Genomic DNA, 15,446 nt, shown 5'->3' with positions numbered 1-15,446 from the left:
TTAGCCAACAATCGAGAAGGCTTCGCGGGTTTCACCTGCAGCAGTCCTGACCGGCGTCTTGCCGATCCATCCCACGTGCCGCTCGAGGATCTTCGCAGCTTCGTCGCCACGGCCTTCGCGCAGGGCTGCAAGGATGGCGCGATGGTCGTGGTCCGTTCGCGCTTCCCAGCTCGTGCGCCATGCGGAGAAGAGAAAACGGGCGCTCGCCGCATGCAGATCGTCGATGGCCGCGAGCAGCCGCGGCATGCCGCAGGGCTGCAGGATCAATCGGTGAAAGGCGCGGTTCGCCGCTTCCCAGGAGCGGACGTCCCGTGAGGTATCGGCGGCAACCGTCGCCGCTTCCGCCCGGTCGAGGATCGCCGGCGTCAAATGCGGGATGGCGTGGCGAAGGGCCAGAACCTCGAGAACCGCGCGCATTTCGGCAACCTCCCTCACCTCCTTGAGATCGAAGGAGGCGACGCGAACGCCGCGGCGCGGCTCGCTGACGGCAAGCCCCTGGGCCTCCAGCCGCCGAAAGGCTTCGCGAACGGGAACATGGCTCGCGCCGAATTCCTCGGCGATATGATCCTGCCGCAAGCGCTCGCCAGGCATCAGGATGCCGGAGATGATCCTCTCGGCGAGAGCCCTGCTGATGCGACTTGCAAGCGTATCGTCCTGTTGCTTTTCCATCGCCTACAGATAGAGCCGCGAAACAATGCTGTCGAGCAAGCGGAGCAGCGGTTTCGATGATTTCCAAAGGTTGAGCTTTCGGCCACCTTCGTATAAAGCTCTGGCGTACGAAAGCCCCGCGCCGCGCAAGCTATCCTCCCCCTGCCTGCGGCGCCTTCTCCTCCCAGGGAACTGTTCCAAATGACCGGTATCGATCTCATCATTTTTGATTGCGACGGCGTTCTCGTCGATTCCGAAATCATCGCCTCGGAAGTCGAAGCCGCGCTGCTTACCGAAGCGGGCTACCCGATCAGCCTCGAAGAGATGGCCGAGCGTTTTGCCGGCATGACCTGGCACAACACGCTGCTGCAGATCGAGAAGGAAGCGAGCATTCCGCTTTCCGCGTCGCTGATCGACAAGGTAGACACCATTCTCGACAAGCGACTGGAACGCGACGTCAAGATCATCGATGGCGTCAAGCCGATGCTGCTGCAACTGACGCTGCCCCATTGCATCTGCTCGAACTCCACCTCGGCGCGGCTGGCAATGATGCTCGGCAAGGTCGGCATCAAGGATCACTTCGGCTCGCGCATCTACTCGGCGCGCGACCTCGGGCCCGATCGCGTCAAGCCGAAGCCGGACATTTTCCTGCACGGTGCCAAGCAGATGGGGGTCCACCCGTCGCGGGTGCTGGTCATCGAGGACTCCGTGCATGGCATCCACGGCGCGCGCGCCGCTGGCATGCGCGTCGTCGGCTTCACTGGCGGTTCCCACACCTTCCCGTCGCACGCCGACAAGCTGACGGAGGCAGGCGCCGAAACCGTGATCTCGCGCATGACGGCCCTTCCCGGCGTGATCGCAGCGCTTTCCGAATGGTCGGAGTCCATGACGGCCTGACGCCGCGAAGGCCACGTCCGGCCGCACCACTTTCGCCCCGGCTTTCGGCCGGAGCGGGAAAAAGCCTTCGGCCACCACGGCAGGCGTCCGATTAGGCGCCGAGGGACACGATGACACATTGAAGTGGCGCCGCGTCCCTCCGAAAATCTCTGCAGCGACGCGCTCTATCAGAGACGAGAGGTCGCTGCAGCACCCTGAAATGCTGCATGTTTTCGTCCTTTGACCGGTTACGGTTCAAGAACACATGCAGTAGGTTTTCGAAGCCGCGCACGAAGGCCATATCAAGCAAAGCCCCATCAGGGGTATTTCTAGGAGGAAACACTATGCGTCTTTCAATGTTGACCGGCCTGACCCTGGCGGCCAGCGTCGCCTTCGGCCCGCTCGCCTTCGCCGATATCACCGTTGGCGTCATCACGCCGCTCACCGGCCCGGTCGCGGCCTATGGCGAGCAGGTGAAGAACGGGGCAGAAACGGCCGCTGAAGAGATCAACGAGGCTGGCGGCATCAACGGCGAAAAGATCGTCCTGAAGCTGCTCGACGACGCCGGCGACCCGAAGCAGGCGGTGTCGGTTGCCAACCAGGCGGCCGGCGAAGGCATCCGCTACGTCGTAGGGCCGGTGCTCTCGGGCACCTCGATGGCAGCTTCCGACGTTCTCGCTGAAAACGGCATCCTGATGGTGACGCCGACGGCAACGACGCCTGACCTCACCACCCGTGGTCTCTGGAACGTGCTGCGCACCTGCGGCCGCGACGACCAGCAGGCCGAAGTCGCCGCTGCCTATGTGGTCGAGAACCTCAAGGACAAGAAGATCGCCGTCCTGCACGACAAGGCTCCTTACGGCAAGGGCCTTGCTGACGGCTTCAAGAAGGCGATCAACGCAGGCGGCATCACCGAAGTCGTCTACGAAGGCCTGAACCCGGGCGACAAGGACTTCAGCGCCATCGTCACCCGCCTGAAGTCCGAGAACGTCGATGTCATCTACTTCGGCGGTTACCATCCGGAAGGCGGCTTGCTCGCACGCCAAATGCACGACCAGGGCGTGAAGGCGCAGATCTTCGGCGGCGACGGCCTGTCGAACACCGAGTTCTGGGCGATCGGCGGCGAAGCTGCCTCCGGCACGATCTACACCAACGCCAGTGACGCGACCCGCAATCCGGCATCGGCTCCGGCCGTCGAAGCGCTGAAGGCGAAGAACATTCCGGCCGAAGCCTTCACCCTCAACGCCTATGCCGCCGTGCAGGTGCTGAAGGCTGGCATCGAAAAGGCCGGCTCCGCCGAAGACGCGACTGCTGTTGCCACCGCGATCAAGTCCGGCGAAGCGATCGACACGGTGCTCGGCAAGCTGACCTATGGCGAAGCCGGCGACCTGACCTCGCAGGCTTTCTCGCTCTACAAATGGGAAGGCGGCAAGAGCGTTCCGGCTGAGTAAGCCAGAGCGGGATGGAAATGAAACGCCGGGGCAAGCCCCGGCGTTTTTTATGCGGCGTGCGCCGCAGCTTACTTCTTCTTGCCCTTGGCCGGCGGACCCTCGTCGAAGCCGACATAGACGGTGACGTTGGACCCGGCGCCGGCCGGCAGCGTCACGTTCGCCTTGGTGAAGACGAATTGTGCCGAGCCGGTCGAGGGAACTTCGACCGCATGCTGCGTCAGTTCTGAGTAAAGCGTCTTGTCTTCGTCGGTCGCGGCGACACGGATCGGCATGGTGATCTTGCCGGGGCCGCCCGCCGGGCCGCTGACCACGCGTCCCTGCACCACGACGGTCATCGTCAATGAGCCCTCGCTCTGCACGCACTGGCGCGTGGTGTCGGCGAGCGAGGCCTGGTAGACGACCTTCGTCGGGTCGTTCTTGGCACCCTTGGCGTAGCTGGTGAACACCGACGTGCCATCGCGCAGGACGACCTGCGGGCACGCGGCCTGGACGACGGCTGGCGTCGGAGCGGTGGCACTGCCGCCCGCATCGATCGCTCCGCCGGATTGCGTCTTGTTACAGCCGGCGAGGATCGCGAGAAAAGATATTGCGAGAACAGGCCGGGATACTTTGCCAAACACGTTGAACAACCTCTGCTGGACCGGTTGAAACTCCTTGACCGAAATCTCGGCCGGAAGACCTTTCATGGCCTTCGGGCATCGTCTATAGCAGCGACAAACTGAAAAATCGATCGGGTCAGCGCGTCCCTTCCGAATTTTCCGAAGCCTGATCTACGGTCGGAAATTGCGTCGGTGACAAGAATAGATGCAGACTTTGTCAAGGACTGACGCAATAAGACGGGCATGCCGCGGCGCCGTTTTCTACTGCATGTTTCCTTAAATCGTAGCCGATTTAAGGAAACATGCAGCAACTGAAAGTGCTACAGCGACCTTTGCGCGTCTGATAAGACGCGCGGCGCTGTAAGCCGCGGCAATCCTAGAGGTGGGACGAAGGACAATCATGGTGAAGTATATCTCGACGCGCGGCGAAGCCGCTCCTCTCGGCTTCTGCGACGCGCTGCTTGCCGGTCTGGCGCGCGACGGCGGTCTCTATCTCCCCAAGGAATGGCCGAAGTTTTCCAAAAAGGAAATCCGGGGCTTACGCGGCAAGTCCTATCAGGAAATCGCGTTCACCGTGCTCGAACCCTTCACCAATGGCGAGATCCCCGCGGCCAAGTTCCGCGAAATGATCGACGAAGCCTACGCCACCTTCCGCCATCCGGCGGTAGCGCCGCTGGTGCAGACCGGGCCCAACGCCTTCGTCATGGAACTCTTCCACGGCTCGACGCTCGCCTTCAAGGACGTGGCGATGCAACTGCTTGCGCGGCTGATGGACTATGTGCTGGCCGAGCGCGGCGAGCGCGCCACGATCGTCGGTGCGACCTCTGGCGACACCGGGGGCGCCGCGATCGACGCCTTCGCCGGCCGCGAACGCACCGACATCTTCATCCTCTTCCCGCACGGCAAGGTTTCGCCAGTGCAGCAGCGGCAGATGACGACGTCAAAGGCATCGAACGTTCACGCCATCGCCGTCAGAGGCAACTTCGACGACTGCCAGAACCTCGTCAAAGGCATGTTCAACGACGCCGCCTTCCGTGATCGCGTCAAGCTTTCGGGCGTCAACTCGATCAACTGGGCGCGCATCATGGCCCAGATCGTCTACTACTTCACCACGGCGGTGGCACTCGGCGGTCCGGACCGCAAGATCTCCTTCACGGTCCCGACCGGCAACTTCGGCGATATCTTCGCAGGATACGTCGCCAAGCGCATGGGACTGCCGATCGACAAGCTGGTGATCGCCACCAACGAGAACGACATCCTTGCCCGCACTATGAAGACCGGGCGTTACGAGATGCGCGACGTCAAGGCGACGACCGCGCCGTCGATGGACATCCAGATCTCGTCGAACTTCGAGCGGTTGCTGTTCGAGGCGAACGACCGCGACCCGGGCGAAGTGCGCTCGGCCATGGACGACCTCAAGCAGTCCGGTTCCTTCACCATTCGCGAAAAGGCGCTGAAGGCCATCCGCAAGGAGTTCCGCGCCGGCCGCGCCTCGGAGAAGGAGGTGGCCAAGACGATCGCCAAGACGCTGGAAAAAACCGGCTATCTGCTTGATCCGCACAGCGCCGTCGGCGTCTTCGTCGCTGCCAAGCACGAGAAGCCGTCCGCCCCCATGGTGACGCTCGCCACCGCCCATCCGGCGAAATTCCCGGACGCGGTAAAATCGGCCAGTGGTATTGACCCGGCGCTTCCGACGTGGCTTGCTGACCTGATGAACAGGGAGGAGCGTTTCGATATCCTGGATCCGGACCTGAAGAGCGTCGAGACCTTTATCGGCGAGCGTACCCGTCTCCGGGGGTAAGAACGAGAAGAAACGTATGATGAAAGTTGAGTGCACCCGGCTCCCTTCCGGGTTGACGGTGGTAACCGAGCAGATGCCGCATCTCGAAAGCGTGGCGCTCGGGGTGTGGATCAAATCCGGTTCGCGCAATGAAACCTTGGGCGAACATGGCATTGCCCACCTGCTGGAGCACATGGCTTTCAAGGGCACGGCGCGACGCACCGCCCGCCAGATTGCCGAAGAAATCGAAAATGTCGGCGGCGAAGTCAACGCCGCCACGTCGACCGAGACGACATCCTACTATGCACGCGTGCTCAAGGATCACGTGCCGCTCGCGGTCGACATTCTCGCCGACATCCTCACCGAATCCACCTTCGACGACGAGGAACTGCGGCGCGAGAAACAGGTGATCCTGCAGGAGATCGGCGCCGCCGACGACACGCCCGACGACGTCGTCTTCGACCGTTTCGCCGAGACCGCCTATCGCAACCAGACCGTCGGACGGCCGATCCTCGGTACCCCCGACACGGTCATGTCGTTTTCTGCCGATCAGATCCGCCAATATCTCGGCCGCAACTACACGACCGACCGCATGTTCGTGGTCGCGGCCGGTGCCGTCGAGCACGAGGCTTTCGTGCGCCAGGTGGAGGAGCGCTTCTCGACCCTTCCGCGCACACCGATCGCGGCGCCGGTGCTCGAAGTCGCCCGCTACACGGGCGGCGACAGCCGCGAGACGCGCGACCTGATGGATGCACAGGTCCTGCTCGGCTTCGAGGGCAAGGCCTATCACGCCCGCGACTTCTACTGTTCGCAGATCCTCGCCAACATCCTCGGCGGCGGCATGTCCTCACGCCTCTTCCAGGAAGTGCGCGAGCATCGCGGCCTCTGTTATTCGGTCTACGCCTTCCATTGGGGCTTTTCCGATACCGGTATCTTCGGGGTGCACGCGGCCACCGGCGGCGAGAACCTGCCGGAGCTGATGCCCGTTATCGTCGACGAACTGCGCAAATCCTCGATGAACATCGAGCAGCAGGAAATCGAGCGGGCCCGCGCCCAGATCCGCGCGCAGTTGCTGATGGGCCAGGAAAGCCCGGCGGCCCGGGCCGGCCAGATTGCCCGCCAGATGATGCTCTACGGCCGCCCGATCCCGAACGAAGAGCTGATGGAGCGCCTCTCCGGCATCACCATCGAGCGTCTGACCGACCTCGCCGGCCGGTTGTTCTTCGACACGACGCCGACGCTTTCGGCCATCGGCCCGCTGGAGCAGCTTGCCCCGATGGGCGATATCCTGTCGTCCTTGACCGGCAAGGCCACCGTTCCGCACGCCGTCGCCAGCTAAACGGGCCCGACTGCATGTCTCCGACCTCGATTTGAGGACGAAGACATGCAACAAATCAAAGTGCCACAGCGACCTTTGCGCGTCTCATCAGACACGCGGCGCTGTAGGTCATTTCATGCTTTCATCGAAACCGTGAAATGATCTTGCCTTTTCGAGGCCGGGCAATTCCTGGCGGAAAAGCGATCGCCACTTTTCCTGGAATCGCTCTCGGCCGCCGAGGGACGCCAGCACCGTACTCGAAATGGTGAAGTCTTTGCGTCTTTTCGCAAAATCGGATTCGATTTGCGCGCAAAGTTGTGCAACGTTTCGGTTCGTGACAGCGCAAAGGCGCGCTGCCGGGCGGACGATAGAGGATCCCCGCACGCAAACTGGACGGCCTCGGAGGCAGCAATGACACGATCGGTTTTTCGGTTCCTGTCGCGGCAGCCGGAGACGATCGAAATCGCCGATCAGAACTACCTGCTGCGGCTCCCGCGCTACGCCGATTATCGCCAGTGGTATCAGCTGAGAAGCGAGAGCCGCGCCTTCCTCGAACCTTGGGAGCCAACCTGGCGTCCCGACGAGATGACCGAGAGCGCCTTTCGCAGCCGGGTCATCCGCAACGAGCAGGAATATTCCTCCGGCCAGGCGGTGCCGCTCTTTCTTTTCCACAAGCCAGACGAGATGCTGCTCGGGGGACTGACGATCGGCCATATCCGCCGCGGCGCCGGGCAAAACTGCATGATCGGCTATTGGATGGGCGAACGCCACGCCGGCAAGGGCCATATGTACGCGGCCCTCAGGCTCGCCATTCCCTACATCTTTTCGACCCTTGAGTTGCACCGTATCGAAGCAGCCTGTATTCCGGACAACTCAAGAAGCATCCGGCTCCTTGAAAAGGCCGGTTTTGAGCGTGAAGGCTACTTAAGACAGTACTTGAGAATCAATGGCCAGTGGCGGGACCACGTGCTCTTTTCTCTCCTGTCCGACGATGCCCTACCGAACAGGAATATGCCCCTTTGATGCCTCTAACCCGCTCGCCCTTCGCCTGGTCAGCCTCGAAGCTGGCAGCGTTTCTGATTACGCTCACGACGTTTTTCTGCGCGCTCGGCGGTGCGGCCCAGGCTCTGGAGCCGGTGAAGATCTCGCGCGAGGACACCGCACTCGACCTGACGGCGACGACCGAAATCTACAGCGGCCGCAACGAAGCCTTCCAGGTCTCGACGGCGCCCGGAACCGACGGCATCGTGCGCCGCATCGAGGTGCGCTCCAGCAGCGAGGACCATCAGGGCGACTGGGCCGTGTTCGCGCTCGCCAACGTTTCGGCCGAACCGCTCGACCGCGTGATCGTCGCGCCGCATTTCCGGCTGGTGAATTCCAAGCTCTTCTGGCCGGACCTCGGCTCCAAGCGCATCCTGTCGATCACCCCCAGCGAAGGTTTCGCGCTCAGCCGGGAACCGAGCGACGAGGCGGACGTCTTCCGCATCACGCTGGCGCCGGGCGTCATCATCACCTTCGTCGCAGAACTGGCGACGCCGGAACTGCCGCAGATCTACCTGTGGGAGCCGGATTCCTACAAGGATACGGTCAACGCCTTCACGCTCTATCGCGGCATCGTGCTCGGCATTGCCGGCCTGCTCGCGGTGTTCCTGACCATCCTCTTCGTCGTCAAGGGAACGTCGATGCTGCCGGCAACGGCGGCACTCGCCTGGGCGGTTCTCGCCTATATCTGTGTCGATTTCGGCTTCCTGTCGAAGCTCATCAGCGTTACGGCCGGCGACGAGCGAATATGGCGAGCGGGCACCGAGGTCTTCCTGGCGGCGGGCCTCGTGATCTTCCTGTTCACCTATCTCAATCTCAACCGCTGGCATCAGCATCTGGGTTACGCCACGCTCGCCTGGATCCTCGGCCTCGGCCTGCTCTTCGGCGTCGCCGTCTATGATCCGGCGATCGCGTCCGGCATCGCCCGCCTCTCCTTCGCTTTGACCGGAACGGTCGGGATCGTGCTGATCGCCTATCTCGGCTTCAACCGCTACGACCGTGCTATCCTTCTGGTACCTGCCTGGCTGCTCATCCTCGTCTGGCTCTTCGGCGCGTGGCTGACCGTCACCGGCCAGCTCGCCAACGACATCGTGCAGCCGGCGCTCGGCGGCGGTCTCGTCCTCATCGTGCTGCTGATCGGCTTCACCGTCATGCAACATGCGGTTGCCGGCAGCGGCTACCAGCAGGGCCTGTTCTCCGATCTCGAGCGCCAGTCGCTGGCGCTCACCGGCTCCGGCGACACCGTCTGGGACTGGGATGTCGCCCGCGATCGGGTGGTGACCATGCCCGATATTTCGACCCAGCTCGGACTGTCGCTCGGCAGCATGCACGGCCCCTTGCGCAACTGGTTGCCGCGCCTGCATCCCGACGACCGCGACCGTTTCCGGGCGACCCTGGACGTGCTTCTGGAGCGCCGCCGCGGCAAGCTCAACCACGAATTTCGCGTGCGCGCCGAAGACGGCCATTACCACTGGCTCGCCATCCGCGCCCGGCCGGTACTCGGCGCCAACGGCGAGATCATCCGCTGCGTCGGCACGATCATCGACATCACCGAGCAGCGCAATTCCGTCGAGCGGCTGCTGCACAATGCGCTGCTCGACAATCTGACCGGCCTTCCGAACCGTCAGGTCTTCCTCGACCGGCTGCAGGCGATGCTGCTGATGGCCGACGGCAGCAATTCGGTCCGTCCGACGGTGCTGGCAATCGACATCGACCGCTACAAGCAGGTCAACGACCTCCTGGGCATCGCCGCCGGCGACAACATCTTGATCGCCTTGACCCGGCGCCTGCGCCGGCTCCTGCGCCCGCAGGACACGCTTGCCCGCCTCGGCGGCGACCAGTTCGGTCTGATCCTGATGTCCGAGCGCGACCCCGCCAAGGTCGCGGATTTCGCCGACGCGGTGAGCAAGGCGATCATGGTGCCGCTCAACTACGGCAACCGCGAAATCAACCTGACGGCATCGATCGGCCTCGTTTCCTGGCTCGACCAGGAGCAAAGCGCTGCAGGCCTGCTCGACGACGCCGAGCTCGCCATGTTCCGGGCGAAGAAGGAAGGTGGCAATCGCGTCGAACCCTTCCGCCCTGCCTTCCGCACGTCCGGCTCGGACCGGCTCCAGCTCGAAGCCGACCTCAAGCGGGCGATCGAACGCAAGGAGCTCTCGCTGGTCTACCAGCCGATCGTTCGATTGAGCGACGCGGAGATCGCCGGCTTCGAGGCGCTGATGCGCTGGGATCATCCGAAGCGCGGCAATATCTCCCCGACCGAGTTCATTCCGATTGCCGAAAATTCGGACCTCATCAGCCAGCTCGGAATGTTCGCTTTCGACAAGGCGACGAGCGATCTGACGGAATGGCAGCTCCAGACCGGCGACCTGCCGATCTTCGTGTCGATCAACCTTTCGAGCGCGCAGCTTCTCAACAACGAGCTCTATGACGACGTCCGCGCCATCCTCACCAAGAACCGCTGCGATCCGGACAAGGTGAAGATGGAATTGACGGAATCGCTCGTGATGGAAAACCCCGAGCAGGCCCGTCTCGTCCTCGAAAAACTGAAAGAGGCCGGCCTGAAACTGGCGCTCGACGACTTCGGTACCGGCCATTCGTCGCTGTCCTACCTCACGCGTTTCCCCTTCGACACGATCAAGATCGACAAGGCACTGGTGCGCGACCCGAGCGACAAGCGCGGCATTCTCCTGCGCTCGGTGATCACCATGGCGCGTGAGCTCGATATGCAGGTGGTAGCCGAGGGTATCGAATCCGAGGACGACGCAATCCAGCTTTCGCAGATGGGCTGCGACTACGGCCAGAGCTTCCTCTTCGGACCGCCCATCGGCTCGGAATCGATCCAGCGGCTGCTGAAGGAACGCTTTCCGCTGATGAAGCGGGCGTGAGTTCCGCAAGGCGACGCCGCTCAGCGAGCAGCACACCATCGTCCAAAGCCCGTCAGGCAACCACCCGGCGGGCTTTGCTTTTCAGCATGAATGTTCTGAAGAAGGCGGGCTGATCCGACAATCAGGCGTGGCCAGCATCCGCGGAGAGCATCGCGGCCGACACGCCCATCAGGGCCAGCGCCCGGTCGTATTTGTCGTCCAGCGCCCTGTCGAAGATCAGTTCCTCACGCGCCGGACATGTGAGCCAGCCGTTCTGGGTGATTTCCGCTTCGAGTTGCCCCGGTCCCCACCCGGCATAGCCGAGCATCATCGTCGCCTTGACCGGCCCCTCCCCGCGCGAAATGGCGCGGACGATATCGAGCGTCGCGGTGAGGCAGATATCGTCGCTGACGGGGATGCTGGAATCGCTCAGATAGTCGTCGGAATGCAGCACGAAGCCGCGCCCGGTCTCGACCGGCCCGCCGGCCTGAATCTGGAAATCCCGTGTCATCTGCGGAAGGCGGATCGCCTCTTCCTCGTCGAGGATATCGAGATGGAGCAGCACGTCCGGAAAGGTCAGTTGCTGAGGTCGATTGAGCACGAAGCCCATCGCGCCATCGTCCGAATGGGCGCAGATGAAGATGACCGTGCGGGCGAAATTGGCATCAAACATTCCCGGCATGGCGATCAGGAACTGACCGTCAAGAAAACCTCGCTCCCGTCTCTTCTGCGCCATCGGAGTCGACATCATGGGAACAGCCTATCAATTCGCCGCGAAATGAAAAGCGCCTCAGCGTCGCGGTCCGGAAATATTGCACGCACGACGTTCACTTCGCCGTGTCCGATCAAGCGATTATGATCATCGCTCTCTTTGGAGCGTCTGGAGCCTCGCCGGCAAAGGCGGTATTGCTTCTGGCATGATCCAGCACTCCACATATCAGAACATGGCCCAGTTCATTGGCGCGGCAAGCCTCATCGCCGCTTTTTTTCTTCCGGTGGCGACACAGGCGGCCACCAGCGAGTGGGTCACCTCCCCGGGCGGCATGGTCCGCCTGGTCGCGGCCCAGCCCAAGCAGGACGGTACGATCCCGGCAACGCTGGAGGTCAAGCTCAATGCCGGCTGGAAGACCTATTGGCGCGAACCGGGCGCAAACGGCATTCCCCCGCAGGTGACGATCGACCCGACGAGCGGCGTCGTGCTCGAGAAGATCGGCTTCCCGGTGCCGAAGACGTTCGACGACGGCGTGGTGCGCTATGTCGGTTACGACAGGCCGGTCGCTTTTCCGCTGACGCTGAGGCGCGTCCAAGGCGCGGGCGACGTCAATATTCGCGCCTCGGTGTTTCTCGGGATCTGCGAGGATATCTGCATCCCGGTTCAGGGCGAGTTGACGCTGGCGCTGAAGCAGGGTGATCTGGACAATCCGCTCGACGGCGCGCGCATCGATGACGCGATCGCCGCATTGCCGGAGGCACCTTCCGGCGACTTTGCCGTCACGGCAAGCCACTACGATGCGGACAAGGCCGTGCTGAACCTTTCCTTTCATTTGCCCGATGGCAATGACCATCCAGAACTGTTCCTGGCCGGCCCATCCGGTGTTTCCTTCGGCAAGCCCGAAATCACGACGGAGGGCGAGACCGGTCTCGGCGCGACCGTCCCGGTCCGGCTCCGCGGCAAGGACAAGGAACTCAAGGGCAAGCCGATCGTTGTCACCATACGCGCGAAGGGCCGCAGCATGGAGACGACCCTTGCCTTTGATTAGGCCGCATCTATAGTCCCGCAGGTTCTCCGCCACGAGCGGAGAAGCGAAGACGCAAGCAACGCAAGGAGAGTGCCGTGACCATCGCCGTCGGAGACAAACTGCCAGCCGCAACCTTCAAGGAAAAAACCGCCGATGGTCCGGTGGAGGTCACCACCGATCAGCTCTTCGCGGGCAAGCGCGTCGTGCTCTTCGCCGTTCCCGGTGCCTTCACGCCCACCTGCTCTCTCAACCACCTGCCGGGCTACCTCGAGAACCGCGACGCGATCCTTGCCCGCGGCATCGACGATATCGCCGTGGTCTCCGTCAACGACCTGCATGTGATGGGCGCCTGGGCAACTGCGTCTGGCGGCATGGGCAAGATCCATTTCCTCTCCGACTGGAACGCCGCCTTCACCAAGGCGCTCGGCATGGACATCGACCTCTCCGCCGGCACGCTCGGCGTGCGCTCGAAGCGCTATTCGATGCTGGTGGAAGATGGCGTAGTGAAGTCGCTCAATCTCGAAGAAAGCCCGGGCCAGGCAACCGTCTCGGGCGCCGCCGCGATGCTCGAACAGCTCTGAGCGCAGAAGTAGATGCAAATGGAAACGGGCCCCTACGGCCCGTTTTTCATTTCACGAGGAGAGAGTCCGAACGGCGCCCCTTCTTGTAGGGTTCCATGCCCTTGCGGGCGAGCTCGTCGGCGCGCTCATTCTCCGGGTGGCCGGCATGGCCCTTGACCCAGTGCCAGGTCACCTTGTGACGGCGATTGGCTTCATCCAGCCGCTGCCAGAGCTCGCCGTTTTTCACCGGTTTCTTGTCCGCGGTCTTCCAGCCGTTCTTCTTCCAGCCGTGGATCCACTTGGAAATGCCGTCCATCACATATTTGCTGTCGGTATGGAGATCGACCTCGCAGGCGCTCTTCAGCGCATCGAGCGCCGAGATCGCCGCCAGCAGTTCCATGCGGTTGTTGGTGGTCTCGGCCTCGCCGCCGGAGAGTTCCTTTTCCACCTCGCCGTAGCGCAGCACCGCGCCCCAACCGCCCGGCCCCGGATTGCCGGAGCAGGCCCCGTCCGTGAAGATGTCGACGTGTTTCATACCCGGCCCTCTTCGCGTTTCAGGCCGTATTCCGCGCTCGAAGCGATGGCGCGGTGAAAGCGGATCTTCGTCAGGTATTCGAGCGGGTCTTTCTTGACCACGAGCGCGCCGGCAGGCGTCATCAGCCAATCGTAGAGCCGCGTCAGGAAGAAGCGCAGCGCCGAGCCGCGGCAGAGCAGCGGCAGCGCGTCGACCTCGGCCGGCGTCAGCTTGCGTACGCTCTCATAGCCCGAAAGCATCGCCATGCCCTTGGTGATGTTGTAGGAGCCGTTCTTTTCGAAGCACCAGGAATTGAGGCACACGGCGACGTCATAGGCGAGGTAGTCGTTGCAGGCGAAATAGAAATCGATCAGGCCGGACAGCCGGTCTCCGAGGAAGAAGACGTTGTCCGGGAAGAGATCGGCGTGGATGACGCCTTCCGGCAGGGATTTCGGCCAGTGGCTTTCGAGGTGTTCGAGCTCCGCCGATATCTCGTTCTTGAGACCCGCCTGCACCTCGTCCGCACGCGCCTCGGAATTGACCCAGAGCGGCCGCCAGCCGGCGACCGAAAGCGCGTTGGCGCGCTTCAGCGCGAAGCCTTCGCCGGCAAGATGCATGGCGGCAAGCGCCCTGCCGACTTCGTGGCAGTGCTTTGCCTCGGGCTTTCTCAACCACATGCCCTCGAGGAAGGAGATGACGGCAGCCGGACGGCCGGAGAGCTCACCGAGCAGCTTGCCATCGGCCCGCGGCAGCGGCAGCGGGCAGGACAGCCCCCGCTCCGCCAGATGATGCATCAGCCCCAGGAAGAACGGCAGGTCATCGGCGTTCACCCGCTTTTCGTAAAGCGTGAGAATGTAGGAGCCCTTGGTCGTGTGCAGCAGGAAATTGGAATTCTCGACGCCTTCGGCAATCCCCTTGTAGGAGGTCAGTTGGCCGACGTCATAGGCGGTGAGAAAGCGGGAGAGATCGTCTTCCGTGATATCGGTGTAAACTGCCAAGGTCTTCCACTTTCAAGAAAATGCGGCAAGAAGTGCGGGTTATTCGCCGTTGACGAAGGCCATGTCGGCGGCGGTCAGCGGCACGTGGCGGATCTCGCGGTTGACGAGGAAGTTCTCGTTCTCCTCGACCGTGTCGGCGAGTTCCACCCTCGCGTCGTAGCGCTCGCGGAATGCCTCGATGATTTCGTTGACGATCACTTCGGGCGCCGAGGCGCCGGCCGAGAGACCCACCGTCGAGATATCGCCCATCTCGGCCCAGTCGATCTCCGACGCGCGCTGGACCAGCACGGATTTCTTCGCGCCAGCCTTCAGCGCCACTTCGACGAGGCGCTTGGAGTTGGACGAATTGGGCGCGCCGACGATCAGGAACAGATCGCAGCCGGGGGCTGCCTGTTTCACCGCCTCCTGGCGGTTGGTGGTGGCGTAGCAGATCGAATCGGCCGCTGGCGCCGTCAGGTTCGGAAAGCGTTCGTGCAGCCGCTTGATGACGCCGGCCGTGTCGTCGACCGACAAGGTCGTCTGGGTGACGAAGCCGAGATTGTCCGGATCCGGCGGCTGGTAGACGTCGGCATCCTCGACCGTCTCGACCAGCGACACGGCGCCTTCAGGCAATTGCCCCATGGTGCCGATCACCTCCGGGTGGCCGGCATGGCCGATCAGCACGACGTGGCGGCCGAGACGGTGATGGCGCATCGCCTGCTTGTGGACCTTGGAGACCAGCGGGCAGGTGGCGTCGAGATAGAAGAGATTGCGGGCATCCGCATCTGCGGGCACCGATTTCGGCACGCCGTGCGCAGAAAAGACGACCGGCTGCTTGCGGTGCTCCGGCGGGATCTCGTCGAGTTCTTCGACGAAGATCGCTCCCTTGGCCTCGAGACCTTCGACGACATAGCGGTTGTGAACGATCTCGTGGCGGACATAGACGGGTGCGCCGAACTCCTTCAGCGCCAGGACGACGATCTGGATCGCCCGGTCGACGCCGGCACAGAAGCCGCGCGGCCCGCAGAGGCGAATGGTGATCGGGGATTTTGCTGCCGCTGATGATGCCATGG

Annotated in this window: 14 protein-coding genes; 8 read left to right on the top strand and 6 right to left on the bottom strand. The window is 62.9% G+C overall.

The features are described 5' to 3' along the window. Window positions 1-669, bottom strand: a complete 669-nt coding sequence (locus tag BHMPCIPO_RS05605) for a GntR family transcriptional regulator (RefSeq protein WP_057250651.1) — start codon at window positions 667-669, stop codon at window positions 1-3. 180 nt (window positions 670-849) lie between these two features. Here BHMPCIPO_RS05605 and BHMPCIPO_RS05600 point away from each other — a divergent pair, with 180 nt between their 5' ends. Beyond that, window positions 850-1,545: an HAD family hydrolase gene (locus BHMPCIPO_RS05600; protein WP_173515847.1), complete on the top strand. Its 696-nt coding sequence runs from the start codon at window positions 850-852 to the stop codon at window positions 1,543-1,545. A gap of 323 nt (window positions 1,546-1,868) precedes the next feature. Then, complete coding sequence (locus tag BHMPCIPO_RS05595; RefSeq protein WP_173515846.1) at window positions 1,869-2,975, top strand: ABC transporter substrate-binding protein; 1,107 nt, start codon at window positions 1,869-1,871, stop codon at window positions 2,973-2,975. A gap of 68 nt (window positions 2,976-3,043) precedes the next feature. Here BHMPCIPO_RS05595 and BHMPCIPO_RS05590 read toward each other — a convergent pair whose 3' ends face one another. Then, window positions 3,044-3,595, bottom strand: coding sequence for a hypothetical protein (locus BHMPCIPO_RS05590; protein WP_173518092.1), 552 nt, complete (start codon window positions 3,593-3,595; stop codon window positions 3,044-3,046). A gap of 379 nt (window positions 3,596-3,974) precedes the next feature. Between BHMPCIPO_RS05590 and thrC the strand changes: the two genes are divergently transcribed. The 4 genes from thrC to BHMPCIPO_RS05570 all read left to right on the top strand — a co-directional run bounded on the left by thrC (window position 3,975) and on the right by BHMPCIPO_RS05570 (window position 10,604). After that, on the top strand, window positions 3,975-5,375 hold the full coding sequence (gene thrC / locus BHMPCIPO_RS05585; protein WP_173515845.1) for a threonine synthase: 1,401 nt from the start codon (window positions 3,975-3,977) through the stop codon (window positions 5,373-5,375). Window positions 5,376-5,391: 16 nt separating this feature from the next. Continuing rightward, on the top strand, window positions 5,392-6,693 hold the full coding sequence (locus tag BHMPCIPO_RS05580; RefSeq protein WP_173515844.1) for a M16 family metallopeptidase: 1,302 nt from the start codon (window positions 5,392-5,394) through the stop codon (window positions 6,691-6,693). 390 nt (window positions 6,694-7,083) lie between these two features. Further along, on the top strand, window positions 7,084-7,695 hold the full coding sequence (locus BHMPCIPO_RS05575) for a GNAT family N-acetyltransferase (protein ID WP_173515843.1): 612 nt from the start codon (window positions 7,084-7,086) through the stop codon (window positions 7,693-7,695). Beyond that, entirely contained in the window at window positions 7,695-10,604 is a 2,910-nt protein-coding gene (locus BHMPCIPO_RS05570; RefSeq protein ID WP_173515842.1) for an EAL domain-containing protein, read from the top strand. The genes BHMPCIPO_RS05575 and BHMPCIPO_RS05570 overlap by 1 nt, the downstream gene beginning before the upstream one ends. 121 nt (window positions 10,605-10,725) lie before the next feature. On the opposite strand, the gene BHMPCIPO_RS05565 is transcribed toward BHMPCIPO_RS05570, so the two are convergent. Next, window positions 10,726-11,331 (bottom strand): YqgE/AlgH family protein, encoded by a 606-nt coding sequence (locus BHMPCIPO_RS05565; protein ID WP_173518091.1) that lies wholly within the window; start codon window positions 11,329-11,331, stop codon window positions 10,726-10,728. 196 nt (window positions 11,332-11,527) lie between these two features. Here BHMPCIPO_RS05565 and BHMPCIPO_RS05560 point away from each other — a divergent pair, with 196 nt between their 5' ends. Further along, window positions 11,528-12,343 carry a protein-disulfide reductase DsbD domain-containing protein gene (locus tag BHMPCIPO_RS05560; protein ID WP_246304269.1) on the top strand — a complete coding sequence of 272 codons (816 nt, stop codon included), beginning with the start codon at window positions 11,528-11,530 and terminating at the stop codon, window positions 12,341-12,343. A 74-nt stretch (window positions 12,344-12,417) separates the two neighbouring features. Then, window positions 12,418-12,903: a peroxiredoxin gene (locus tag BHMPCIPO_RS05555; RefSeq protein ID WP_057250664.1), complete on the top strand. Its 486-nt coding sequence runs from the start codon at window positions 12,418-12,420 to the stop codon at window positions 12,901-12,903. A gap of 46 nt (window positions 12,904-12,949) precedes the next feature. On the opposite strand, the gene rnhA is transcribed toward BHMPCIPO_RS05555, so the two are convergent. Genes rnhA through ispH form a run of 3 tightly spaced genes read right to left on the bottom strand, consistent with a single transcriptional unit; the run spans window position 12,950 to window position 15,444 of the window. Next, window positions 12,950-13,417: a ribonuclease HI gene (gene rnhA / locus BHMPCIPO_RS05550; RefSeq protein WP_113537975.1), complete on the bottom strand. Its 468-nt coding sequence runs from the start codon at window positions 13,415-13,417 to the stop codon at window positions 12,950-12,952. Beyond that, window positions 13,414-14,394, bottom strand: a complete 981-nt coding sequence (locus BHMPCIPO_RS05545) for a homoserine kinase (protein WP_173515840.1) — start codon at window positions 14,392-14,394, stop codon at window positions 13,414-13,416. Before BHMPCIPO_RS05545 ends, rnhA begins: the two co-directional genes overlap by 4 nt. A 39-nt stretch (window positions 14,395-14,433) precedes the next feature. Beyond that, on the bottom strand, window positions 14,434-15,444 hold the full coding sequence (ispH, locus tag BHMPCIPO_RS05540) for a 4-hydroxy-3-methylbut-2-enyl diphosphate reductase (RefSeq protein ID WP_173515839.1): 1,011 nt from the start codon (window positions 15,442-15,444) through the stop codon (window positions 14,434-14,436). Between the last annotated feature and the right edge of the window lie 2 nt (window positions 15,445-15,446).

Origin of the sequence: Ensifer sesbaniae (genome assembly GCF_013283665.1) — a bacterium.
GTDB lineage: Bacteria > Pseudomonadota > Alphaproteobacteria > Rhizobiales > Rhizobiaceae > Ensifer > Ensifer sesbaniae.
Note: the sequence above shows the minus strand (reverse complement) of the source record. Positions and strands in the feature narration are given on the sequence as shown.